At 44.1% G+C, this 12295-nt stretch carries 7 protein-coding genes; 5 read left to right on the top strand and 2 right to left on the bottom strand.

Annotated features, from left to right (window positions below):
* Positions 1–1897 precede the first annotated feature (1897 nt).
* From JMA39_RS06660 to JMA39_RS06640, 5 genes are all read left to right on the top strand, one after another.
* Positions 1898–4222: a type I restriction-modification system subunit M gene (locus JMA39_RS06660; protein ID WP_202721051.1), complete on the top strand. Its 2325-nt coding sequence runs from the start codon at positions 1898–1900 to the stop codon at positions 4220–4222.
* Entirely contained in the window at positions 4222–5583 is a 1362-nt protein-coding gene (locus tag JMA39_RS06655; RefSeq protein ID WP_202721050.1) for a restriction endonuclease subunit S, read from the top strand. The genes JMA39_RS06660 and JMA39_RS06655 overlap by 1 nt, the downstream gene beginning before the upstream one ends.
* A 188-nt stretch (positions 5584–5771) precedes the next feature.
* Positions 5772–9056, top strand: a complete 3285-nt coding sequence (locus JMA39_RS06650; RefSeq protein ID WP_202721049.1) for a type I restriction endonuclease subunit R — start codon at positions 5772–5774, stop codon at positions 9054–9056.
* On the top strand, positions 9053–9445 hold the full coding sequence (locus JMA39_RS06645; RefSeq protein ID WP_202721048.1) for a hypothetical protein: 393 nt from the start codon (positions 9053–9055) through the stop codon (positions 9443–9445). The genes JMA39_RS06650 and JMA39_RS06645 overlap by 4 nt, the downstream gene beginning before the upstream one ends.
* A gap of 5 nt (positions 9446–9450) precedes the next feature.
* Positions 9451–9936, top strand: a complete 486-nt coding sequence (locus JMA39_RS06640; protein WP_202721047.1) for a hypothetical protein — start codon at positions 9451–9453, stop codon at positions 9934–9936.
* A 61-nt stretch (positions 9937–9997) separates the two neighbouring features.
* On the opposite strand, the gene JMA39_RS06635 is transcribed toward JMA39_RS06640, so the two are convergent.
* A complete protein-coding gene (locus tag JMA39_RS06635) occupies positions 9998–11047 on the bottom strand; it encodes an AAA family ATPase (RefSeq protein WP_202721046.1) in 1050 nt (349 codons plus the stop codon).
* 80 nt (positions 11048–11127) lie between these two features.
* Entirely contained in the window at positions 11128–12237 is a 1110-nt protein-coding gene (locus JMA39_RS06630; RefSeq protein ID WP_202721045.1) for a site-specific integrase, read from the bottom strand.
* Positions 12238–12295: the final 58 nt, after the last annotated feature.

Below are 12295 nucleotides of genomic sequence, written 5' to 3'. Positions count from 1 at the left end.
TGGACACAAGACACATATGGCATTCTCGCTTCAGTCGAAACTGAAGCCCGTGCCATGCTCAAAGCTGACTTTCCTGAGCTGAAAGAAAAGCAAATCAAAGATGTGCTGGAAAGTAAACTTTGGCTAAGCCAGAAAGCTCTAATGGATGCAGGCAAAGCATTACAAATCGCGCTAGGTGATAAGCCGGGTGGAAAGCATAAACAGTCTGATGACTTCAATCAATTTGAAATGACCCTGAAAAGCGCATTTAAAACCACAAGTATCAAGTTCGACGCTAAGCAGAAGAAGCTGTTTGTTGATGCGGTTGCGTGGAAGAACCAAAACTCCGAGCCTGTTGTTAAAAAAGAGCTAAAAGGGGACGAACAGCCGCTTTATGGTGCATTTGCCTACAGCGGTAGTGTCAAGGAATGGCAGGGGAAAGTAGTTGAGTTCCAACAAGATGGCGATCTGCGTGATAACGAGAACGTACCACTTAACCCGAGCCTACCAGTCACGACGCTGGTTGAATCTTGCTTTATAAATGAAGTGCAACCGTATGTACCAGACGCATGGATTAACGCAGATAAGTGTGATGAACATGATAAAGAAATAGGTATTGTTGGGTACGCAATTAATTTTCGTTCTTTTTTTCAACGAAACCATTCTCGAGATGAATTGCTCAAAGGAACACTGTTTCGACTCAAAGAGGTCGTAACAATAGATTCGAAAGGGATATTTGTTCTTGATACGCCAACTGGGAAAATCATCGAGTTCTCTAGCTTAAATGATCAAAGAAAAGTGCAAAATCCTGTACGTTTTGATTTACCTGCTAATACTCTTCTTGCTGATTTCTACAACATATTTTTGCAGCAAGAAGAAGGCAAGGATTGGCTCGACAGTAACTTTATGTCTTCTAGTTCGTGGAGGAACATATCAATGTCCTCATGGCTAAACGCAAGAATATCAGTCCCTCCTATCTCCAGCCAATCCGCATTGATTAATTTTTGGTTTGAGTGTGATGCTGTGCTTACTAGAATTGAATTGCTCAAAAAGTCAGTATTTAGTGACTTTCAGACTGCTCAAGAGCAGATACTTCCTTATCAAAGTGTCACTAATCGATATCAACAAGAATTTTCAGCCATGTTACCAACACCTTTAGCCATTCTTTGGGAGCTAGCAGAGTCGAAATTTAATGAACGAGAAAGAGCTGAAGCATTTATTAAGATCTATGAGTTTTTGGGTTTGTATTTAGTATCTATTGTATTCGGGCACCGAAGCCCAGCCAAAAAAATCCTTTGCTCATCAAAAGGACTTAAGAGCTTAACAATGGCTTTTAGCCACAACCGATTGAGTGAGTACAAGCCTCACGTTACTGATTCAACCGTGTTAGTTAGGTCTCTTTGCCATGATGAGATTACGAAACTACTATCTCGTGCAACAGACCTTAGAAATGATATTGCCCACAGAGGTCTTCCTTCTGCAGAATTAGTGCGGAATGCAAAAGAAACAATACAGTCTTTAAACGAAAAAATGCAGAGCGAGCTGAGATCGTTTTTTGAAATGACAACACTAATTAAGCCCATACAAGCAAAATATGATGGCACTTCATTTTCTTATGAAGTGGAAGTACTAAAAGGCCTTGGGGTAAACCCTGCAAAAACTGCAAGAATTAAAACTAAAGAACCAATGGTATCTGGACAACTATATTTGGCTCACAGCGACCTAACCCATGAAGAGAACATTACAGTTACAAAGTTATTTCCTCTATTAATAATGGAGGAAACAGTGCAACATAGCGAGATTATGGGGTTCTATTTCTACAGCGACCCCGTCGAAGGAAAATTACGTTTTGTGTGCCCTTACCCAAATGTTGAAACATACAAATTTCTTCCAGAAGAACTTATCAGAGATAGTTTAGATGACTAACAACTTTTCCCAAACCGCTGCCTTTATCTGGTCAGTGGCTGACCTACTTCGTGGTGACTTTAAACAATCCCAATACGGTCGTGTAATCCTGCCGTTTACTCTGCTTCGTCGCCTTGAGTGTGTACTAGAAGAAAGCAAAGATGCCGTGGTTATTCAGGCTGAAAAAATCAAAGCGATGAACCTGCCAGAAGAAGCGCAGGAGAAGATGCTATTTCGTGCCACGCAAACGCCAGATAACTCGAAAGGTTTAACCTTCTTCAATACCTCGCCAATGAACCTTGGCAAGATGGGGCAAAGCGACATCAAGGCTAACCTTGAGCGTTACATTCAGTCTTTCTCTGCTGATGCCCGTGAGATCTTTGAACACTTTAAGTTCGATGAATTTGTTGGTCTGCTTGATGATGCCAACCTGCTTTACAAAGTGGTGAAGAAATTCGCCACTACTGATCTTAGCCCGAAAGCCATTTCAAACCATGACATGGGTTTGGTGTTTGAAGAACTAATTCGCCGCTTTGCAGAATCGTCCAACGAAACGGCGGGTGAACACTTTACCCCGCGTGACATCGTGCGCCTGACCACCTCGCTGGTGTTCATGGAAGACGATGAAGCCCTAACCAAAGACGGTATTATCCGCACCATCTATGACCCAACAGCGGGTACAGGCGGCTTCCTGTCTTCTGGCATGGAATACGTGCACGAGCTAAACCCGAAAGCCGTGATGCGTGCCTTTGGTCAAGAGCTTAACCCTGAATCCTACGCCATCTGTAAAGCCGACATGCTGATCAAAGGGCAAGATGTTAGCCGCATCAAACTGGGTAACACCCTGTCGAATGACCAACTGCCAGCCGACAAGTTTGACTACATGCTGTCTAACCCGCCGTTTGGTGTCGATTGGAAAAAGATTGAGGGTGAAATCAAAGACGAGCACGAACAAAAAGGCTTTGATGGACGCTTTGGCGCAGGCTTGCCGCGTGTTTCTGATGGCTCGCTTCTGTTCTTGATGCACCTTATCAGCAAGATGCGTGATAAGAAGAACGTCGATAACCTCGTTACTGATGGTGGTCGTATTGGCATTATCCTAAACGGCTCGCCTCTGTTTACTGGTGGTGCAGGTAGCGGTGAAAGTGAAATTCGTCGCTACATTTTAGAAGCTGACCTGCTTGAAGCGATTGTCGCGCTGCCAACGGACATGTTCTACAACACAGGCATTGCGACCTACGTTTGGGTACTGACCAACAAGAAAGACCCAGAGCGTAAAGGAAAAGTACAGCTTATCAATGGTGCCAACCTCAGTAGCAAAATGCGTAAGTCGCTTGGCTCTAAGCGTCACTTCCTGACCGATGATGAAATTCGCGCTATTACCAAGAACTTTGGTGAGTTTGTTGAAGTAGACACCCTGACCGAAAGCGGCAAACCACTGACTGCTAAGATTTTTGATACTCATGAGTTTGGCTACCGCCGCCTGACCATCGAACGCCCACTGCGTTTGTCGGCACAAATCACTGATGAAGCAGTAGAGTCACTGCGTTTTGCACTTAAACCATTTAACGCCGTGATGCAGGCTGTCTTTGAGCAGTTTGGCACTGAGTGGAATGACGATACATACGGCACACTGATTGAAGTGGAAGCCGAAGTGCGTGCGCTGATCAAAGCAGACTTCCCAGAGCTAAAAGAAAAGCAAATCAAAGATGTGCTGGACAGCAAACTGTGGTTGAGCCAGAAAGCCCTGATGGATGCGGCGAAAACTCTGCAAGCTACCGTCGGCGATAACCTTGGCGGTAAAGCGAAACAGTCTGATGACTTCAACCAGTTTGAACTGACCCTAAAAGGCGCGTTCAAAGCCACTGGCATTAAGTTCGATGCCAAGCAGAAGAAACAATTTATCGATGCAATAACGTGGAAGAACCAAGACGCTGAACCTGTGATCAAAAAAGTGCTAAAAGAAGACGCACAGCCGCTATACGGTGCATGTGCCTACAGCGGCTCTTTGAAAGAGTATAAAGGGAAGGTTGTTGAGTTCCAACAAGATGGCGACCTGCGTGACAACGAGAACGTACCACTAGATCCAACAGTGAGCACATCAACCCTAATCGAAAGCTACTTCAAGCGCGAAGTTCAGCCACACGTTGCCGATGCGTGGATTAACGCAGATAAGCGCGATGACAAAGACAATGAAATTGGTGTGGTGGGCTATGAAATCCCATTCAACCGCCATTTCTATGTTTACCAACCACCCCGTGCGCTGGAAGCGATTGATGCTGATTTGGATGCCGTCAGTACCGACATTATGAAGCTACTGCAAGAGGTGCATTCGTAATGGGTAAGCAACATGAATACTCTGAATATCAGAGTACCGGAATCGCTTGGTGCGGCAAGGTACCTGCTCATTGGTCGCTTGTCCCTTGTAGAGCTGCTGTGGATCACATAGTCGAGAAGAATCACGATGGCAAGGTGCAAAACTATTTATCAGTTATGGCAAACGTAGGTGTAATTCCCTACGAAGAAAAGGGTGATATTGGTAATAAAAAACCTGATGATCTGAGTAAGTGCAAATTGGTCAGGAAAGGTCAGCTTGTTATCAATAGTATGAACTATTCGATTGGTTCCTATGGCATGTCTGACTATGATGGAGTGTGTAGTCCTGTTTATATAATCTTGCAAGCGAATACCGATACTCTACATAAGAGATTTGCCTTAAGGGTTTTTGAAAATACTCCTTTTCAGAAGCACTTAGCTACGTTTGGTAATGGTATCTTGGCACACCGAGCTGCAATCGGCTGGGATGATATCAAAGGTCAATATATTCCGGTTCCACCAATGGAAGAGCAGGAGAAAATACTTCACTTCCTCGATCACGAAACCGCAAAAATCGACACCTTGATCGAAAAGCAGCAGCAACTGATTAAGCTGCTGAAAGAAAAGCGCCAAGCAGTGAACAGCCATGTGGTGACTAAGGGCTTGAACTCGCAAGCACCGATGAAAGATTCAGGCGTGGAGTGGTTAGGGGAAGTGCCAGAGCATTGGGAATCGATCCGTGTAAAGCAGGTTTCTACATTTATTACCTCGGGTCCACGAGGGTGGTCAGATTACATTACTGATGATGGGCAAGAGATCTTCTTACAGAGTGGGGATCTTAACAATCAGATGGGGCTGCAATTAGAAAAGGCTAAGCGTGTTTCACCTCCATCTGGTGTTGAAGGAGTTAGGACAAAGCTTTCACAAGGAGATGTTGTTGTATGTATCACTGGAGCAAACACCGGACGAGTAGCCGTCGTTGACGAATTATCCGTAACTACATACATCAATCAACACCTGAGCCTCATTAGATGCCAACCATTACTAGTCAATCCAAGATTCCTGACTTATTCCCTTTCTTCTAAAGTAGGACGCTCATATTTTGATGTTGTTCAGTATGGGCTAAAGGAAGGATTAAGTCTTAGTAATATCTGTGAAGCTCCGTTTGCTCTACCTCCAATGAGTGAGCAGAACATTATCGTTAAACATTTGGACACAGTTTGTGCGAAGTTTGACGTGTTAACTCAGAAAGCTATGCAACAAGTGGAGCTACTTAAAGAACGCCGAACTTCGCTCATTTCGGCAGCCGTCACAGGCAAGATTGACGTTCGCAACTGGCAAGCACCAACATCTCAAAATCAAGCGATGGAACAAACCGCTTAAGTACATTGCCACTCTAGTTTAAGAAAGCAGAGTGGCTTTCCCTGCCTACTTGGCGTTGCAGCGGTGTTGGCTGGCACTCGCAAACCTCATCACATAGGAAATCTATGCTCAGAGGCTTTGATCACTTGCCGCCTACCTGCAACACCAATTAGTTTGGGAAAGGGATAAGTAGAATAAGAAGAATGGTTATGAAAGACACTACACAAGAACGGGTATTTCAGGACGACATCATCAGCCAGATGGTGGCTAATGGCTGGGTGCAAGGTACGGGTGAGAGCTACAACCGCGAATCTGCTTTGTATGAAGCCGATGTACTGGCGTTTGTAAAAGAGACGCAGCCGAAAGAATGGGAGAAGCTATGTAAGGTCTTCCCCAATGAAACGGAGCGCCACTTTTTAGAGGCGCTGGTTGCCCAGCTTAAAAAAGCAGATGTGAACGCGACCGATCAAGCGTCTCGTAGTTTTGGCACTTTGGGTGTGCTGCGTCATGGCTTGAAAATCCGCAATGCCCGTTTTTCACTGTGTCAGTTCAAACCTGAACATAACCTCAACCCTGAAACCTTGGCGCGTTATCAGCAAAACATTTGCCGTGTAGTGCCTGAGTTGGTGTATAGCCCCTATGCCACCGCAGAGCATTTAGCCTTAACAGGCAAGAAAGCCAAAGCTTGGCGCATCGACTTGGTGCTGTTCATCAATGGCGTGCCTGTTTCTACTCTTGAGCTGAAATCGGAATTCAAACAAGCGGTAGAAAACGCCATTAAGCAGTACAAACGTACCCGCCTACCAAAAGACCCAGCCACCAAGAAACCTGAGCCACTATTGAGCTTCAAACGCGGTGCCTTGGTGCATTTCGCAGTGAGTCAGTATGAAGTCTACATGGCGACCAAGCTGGCAGGTGATGACACTTTCTTCTTGCCGTTCAACAAAGGCACCAAAGAAGGCGGCGCGGGCAATGATGCCCCCGATTTGACTGATGAAAATCAGGTAAATCAATACGCGACCGATTACCTGTGGAATGAAGTGTTAGTGCCGAGCAACTTGCTCAACATCATTGGGCGCTTTGTTCACCTTCAAATTGAAGAAAAGGAAGATTGGGAAGGGCGTAAATACAAGAAAGAAGCGCTGATATTCCCGCGTTACCACCAGTGGGATGTGGTTTCCAAACTGATAAACGCAGCGATTGATGAGGGTACGGGTAATAAGTACCTGATCCAACACAGCGCAGGCTCGGGCAAATCCAACTCGATTGCATGGACGGCGCACCAACTTTCAACGTTATACGATGGCGAAGGCAATAAGCAGTTTCACTCGGTGATTGTGGTAACAGACCGCACCGTGTTGGATGACCAGCTACAAGATACCATCTACCAGTTTGAACATGCCGATGGCGTGGTTGGGCGCATCAACAACAAAGAAGGTGATGGCTCGAAATCAGAGAAGCTGGCAGCGGCGCTAGAGAACGCTCAGCCCATCATTATCGTGACCATTCAAACCTTCCCGTTTGTGTTGCGTGCGATTGAGAACAGCGTAACCCTGAAAGAACGCAGCTACGCCGTGATTGCCGATGAAGCGCACTCATCACAAAGCGGCTCAACAGCGCGACAGCTGAAAGAAGTGTTGATGACAGAAGAAACCGATGATGATGTTGAGTTGTCGTCGGAAGATATTCTGGATGCCACCATTGCCGCCCGCCGTGGCAGTGCCAACCTTAACTACTATGCATTTACCGCCACCCCTAAGCCAAAGACCATGGAGCTGTTTGGGCGTTTACCTAACCCTGAACTGGCACCATCGAAACAAAACAAGCCAGAGGCATACCACGTTTACTCGATGCGCCAAGCCATCGAGGAAGGCTTTATTTTGGATGTGCTTAAGAACTACACCAACTATAAAGTTATGTATCAGCTCGCGCAAAAGGTGGAAGCGGCAGACAAGGAGGTCGATAGCAAAAAAGCTAAGGTGAAGCTCAACCAATGGGTGCGCTTGCACGATCACAATATTTCGCAAAAGGTAAAAGTGATCATCGAGCACTTCAAAGACAACGTCATGGGGTTACTCGGCGGTCAGGCAAAAGCTATGGTCGTGACCAGTTCCCGTAAAGAAGCGGTACGCTATAAGCTGGCGTTTGATAAATACGTGGCGGATGCTTTGGCTGAAAACAGGAGTGGCTATGCCGCCATTCGCGCCATGGTGGCCTTTTCGGGAGAAGTAGAATTCAACCCGAATGACCCAGACAGCTTCGCGTTTATGGATCAGAAGTTCACCGAGAAGAACATGAACCCGGACTTGAAAGGCCGGGACATGCGCAAAGCCTTCGACAGTGATGACTATCAAGTAATGTTAGTGGCAAACAAGTTCCAAACGGGCTTTGACCAACCCAAGTTATGCGCCATGTACGTGGATAAGAAACTCGGCGGTGTGGAGTGCGTGCAGACCCTTTCACGTCTAAACCGTACCTATCCAAGCAAGGAGCAAACAGGCACCTTTGTGTTGGATTTCTACAACGAGCCTGACGATATTCTGGGTGCATTCCAGCCTTACTACCAAACTGCCGAGCTGGCAGACGTAACCGACCCGAACATGGTGTTCGATCTCTATGAGAAGTTGCGTACCAGCGGGATTTTCTTGTGGTCGGAAGTTGAACAGTTCTGTGTGGCGTTTTTCACCAAGAACAAATCGAATGCGGCGATCAGTAATATTGTTCATCCGGCAAAAGAACGCTGGCAGAAGCGTTACACCTCAGCCATTGAAGCCTACATCAAAGCCAAGGACATGTTCGAGCGCACCAAGAAAACAGGTGACGCCGTACTCATCGCCAACGCCGAGAACAGCTTCAAAGACTGCAAAGAAGAGAAAGACCGTCTTGAGATCTTCAGGAAGGACTTAGGCAGCTTCACCCGTTTCTATGAATTCATGTCGCAGCTTGTCGATTATGATGACAAGGAGCTGGAAAAGCTGAGCCTGTATGCCCGACACCTTCGTCCGCTGTTGCGTGAGAAAGTCATCGAAGAAGATGAGCTTGATTTGGATAACGTGGTGATGAGCCATTACCGCCTATCAAAGATTCGTCAGCAAGATATACAGCTAAAAGAAGATGCTCCTGACTACCAACTTGAGCCAAGCACCGATATCGGTACTGCCAAGGCAAAAGACAAGAAGGAAGAGTTTCTTTCTCATATCCTCAACAGGCTTAATGAGGTGTTCATCACCGATAACTTGACCGACAAAGACATGATTAACTATGCCTTTACCGTTCGGGACAAGCTGACTGAGAATGAGGCAGTAATGAGTCAAATCGCCAATAACACCCGAGAACAAGCCATGTTAGGCGACTTCCCGCAAGCGATTGACGATGCAATATTGGGCAGCAGTGAAGCCCATCAAGAACAGATGATGCAGTTGCTTTCGGATCCGACAAAGACACAACAATTTGCACGGGTGATTTTTGATATGTTGAGTGGGTATAAGGCATGATGAATCAAAGTCGCTCTCTACAGCCTGAGTTAGTTGAGTTAATTAATGAAAAAGCTGCAGTGGAATGTGGTCAGACAGCTCTTATGTTAGTATCTACTTATATTAAGCAGCTTAATGACCATATTGCTGGTGTTACCCACCTTAGTCCAGATGAAATTAGTGCTAAACTCGATTACTTCATAGGGTGTACAACAATAACCCTAGAGCTGCCAGTTAATGACTTGGAACTCTTGCGCGCTCGTCGTTCTGAAGATGACTGCTTTTCGAGTTTAAACGAACTGTCATATATTAAAATGCCTACAGCTAAATTCCCAAAACAAGGACGATTGAATAAAGCTGGGGAGGTGTTGTTTTATCCGAAGCTGGCGCCTGTAGCTCTGATAAGATGAATGTTTTGCGCTCAGAACAAAGGGCTGGAACAGATTTAAAATTGCGAATGATAGGCCTTTGGGATGAAGTCAGACGTGGTTCTAAACCACAATACATGTCAAACGGAAATTTTGATTACTATCGAGTTGCTCAGGAATATATGAAGTCGAAATTTTCACCTGAGTTGTTTTTGGCATATCAAATTACTGATCGCTTTTTAGCAGATATTATGTCCCGTAGAGGCAATGACAATTTGTATGAGGTTACTTCTGTTATTGGTTCAATGATGCTGGAAGGAGAAAAAGCTGATGGCATTTTGTATTCGTCCGTACAGGCAACAGGGGAACCAGTAGTCGCTATTACTCCAAAAGCTATAGATAATTATTTTGAACATATTTTTGTGACAGATGTACAGGTCAGTAACCACTTAGGTTATGAGTTTTATCAACATGTAACGCTAGATAAAGCTAGTATTGATTTGGAGTCTGGTGAGTTGCAATGGTCAGCATAGTGCTTAATGTTTGTTAGAGTGTGACATGTGACGCACCTATAGGTGCGTCACACTGTCACATCTAATGAACAAGTGATATTTGATCGCTGTCACTGGCTTTAGTGCTAATTTGTTTAATAGTTATTTGCCCGCTTTCTAGGGCTTTTTTCAAAATACGACTAAATTGAGTTCTTTCTCTAGCAGAAATATTGCCCGTAGTTTTTGGGAAAAAAGCATTTCGGAGTTCGCTACGGTTGCAGCTGCCATCAAAAATTGTGCTAAGCACTTTGACGATAGTGTTCTCTGGTATATTGTCTGGAGAGTCGGTTAAGGCTTGGTCAATACGTACTAATGAAGAGACTGGCTGGCCTTCATCACAATAAATACCGAGCGTAACTTTTTCAAAGATCATCCCCAAAGTTTTAGCTGGTTCGTCGTCTTTTTGTTTGTGGTTGACTAAGCTAACGGATAGAGAAGTTCCAGCAGGTCTCTGTAATTGAAAAACAAAATCAGCATCTGCAAACAATTTAGAGCTTCCACGACATCCTTTGCTCTGATCTTTACCGCTATGATGAATGCACAGTACAGTTGCTGTTGTGGTTTTTATGAGCGTTTCACATCCTAAGATGAAATGCCCCATATCTCTAGCGGTATTTTCATCGCCAATAAAACAACGGGATAACGTATCAAAAACGATAAGTCCAATTTTAATACTGTGTTGTTTCTCCAACTCAAATATAGCGTTAACGAGTTTTATTCGTTCCTCCGGTTCAGAGGGCGATAGGCTTTTATCGAGCACGAATAGATTATTCACATTGGTTTTATGAGCAATTTCCCAAGCTCGTATTCGACGTTTAATCCCCACCGCTCCCTCTGCGGCAATAAATACAACTGCACATCCTTCAACCTTTTGAGTGTTCCAGGTTTTATTTGCGGCCAAACAGCAACACATATCTAAAACTGCAAATGATTTATAAGAACCACTGGCTCCGTAAATAACTCCAAACGCCTTACTAGGAATATACTGCTTTATTAGCCAAGCTTGCTGAATATCAAAGCCCGCAGACCCCTCCGATAACTGAAGCGTGCCATATGTTTGTTTAATGCAATTAACTGTATCTTTTGTAACCATATTTATTCAAATCGTCCAAAATTGGGTGCAGAAAGCTAACTCCCTCTAAATGCGGAGAGAGTTAATAGATTAAAAACTAATTAAGCCGCGCGATGAACAGGAGTCGCTAAGAACGCCTGCGAGGGTAACTGGACTGGAATTCCACGCAAATAGCGTTTTAATAGCATTTCAGCAGAACTATGACCTGTCAGTTTCGATAAAGTGAATATGTCCATGCCGAGTTGAAATAGATGTGAAGAACCACAGGCTCTGAGATCATGAAAATGCAGGTCTGGAATCCCAAGCTCTGATGTGGCCTTAGCCCATGATGTGCTAACTGATTGAGGATTAAATGGGAAAATCGGATCCTCTGGTAGGCCTTTGGGCATCTTTTTGATGATGCTTGCTGTCACCTCATTCAGCATTATTTTGGTGATTTTTTTATGATTACGAGGGTTTTTCCGATCATGTATTGATAATGTGTTTGTCGACTCATCAAAATGATGTTGTTTAATTTTTCCACAAATTTCACTCAATCTCATACATGTGTATAGAGCGAACCAAATGATATCAGCCATTGGGATTTTTGAGCGGCCTCTCTGTTCCATCTCATTATAATAAGACATAATTTTGATGAACTCCTCTTCTGACATAGTACGATCACGTACATTGCTGGAGCCAATAATTTTATGTCGTTGTAATGTTTTTCGGGCAATAGAGAGCGAATCCAGATTAAAGTTTAAATTTAATAATGTATTAGCATCATTAAATGCCGTTGATAGATGACTGATATAGGTACTTAGTGTTGATGGAGCTAAGTCGAACTCCTCATTTATCTGCCGTATTGCGTCAGATACATCTTTAGCTGTAATTAAGTCTATTGGTAATTCTGCTAATGATGTTTCAGAAAAACGATTCAGTATCGTAGGCATATTTTTAGGCAAAATAAGTTCTTCAGTATTTGCTACATACTCAAGGTAATTAAATAATCCCTCACGAACGGTTATAAATTTTGGAATTTTTTTCATAAATGAAAAGTCATTATTTTTAATCTTTTGTTTTAATTTATGAGAAAATTGTTCAGCTTCTTGTTTTGTGCCAAAGGTACGAGAAAATGAACCTTTAACAGGGTCTTTTTTTGCGGATTTGTAGGTTGTCTTATAGCTGACTCCGATCTTAGTTTTACAAGGCGAAATGTGAACTGAACCCATTGGTTGACTCCTAGGAATGATTGTTGGAGCGGATGTTAGTTCATCTAAATATCAAATT

Source organism: Shewanella schlegeliana, assembly GCF_016765635.1.
In the GTDB taxonomy this organism is placed as follows: Bacteria; Pseudomonadota; Gammaproteobacteria; order Enterobacterales; family Shewanellaceae; genus Shewanella; species Shewanella schlegeliana.
This window is presented reverse-complemented; position numbering and strand designations above follow the sequence as displayed.

Bases quoted from the DNA above. Each gene is read 5' to 3' on its own strand.
- JMA39_RS06660 (WP_202721051.1), top strand. From the start codon at position 1,898: ATGACTAACAACTTTTCCCAAACCGCTGCCTTTATCTGGTCAGTGGCT.
- JMA39_RS06655 (WP_202721050.1), top strand. From the start codon at position 4,222: ATGGGTAAGCAACATGAATACTCTGAATATCAGAGTACCGGAATCGCT.
- JMA39_RS06650 (WP_202721049.1), top strand. From the start codon at position 5,772: ATGAAAGACACTACACAAGAACGGGTATTTCAGGACGACATCATCAGC.
- JMA39_RS06645 (WP_202721048.1), top strand. From the start codon at position 9,053: ATGATGAATCAAAGTCGCTCTCTACAGCCTGAGTTAGTTGAGTTAATT.
- JMA39_RS06635 (WP_202721046.1), bottom strand. From the start codon at position 11,047: ATGGTTACAAAAGATACAGTTAATTGCATTAAACAAACATATGGCACG.
- JMA39_RS06630 (WP_202721045.1), bottom strand. From the start codon at position 12,237: ATGGGTTCAGTTCACATTTCGCCTTGTAAAACTAAGATCGGAGTCAGC.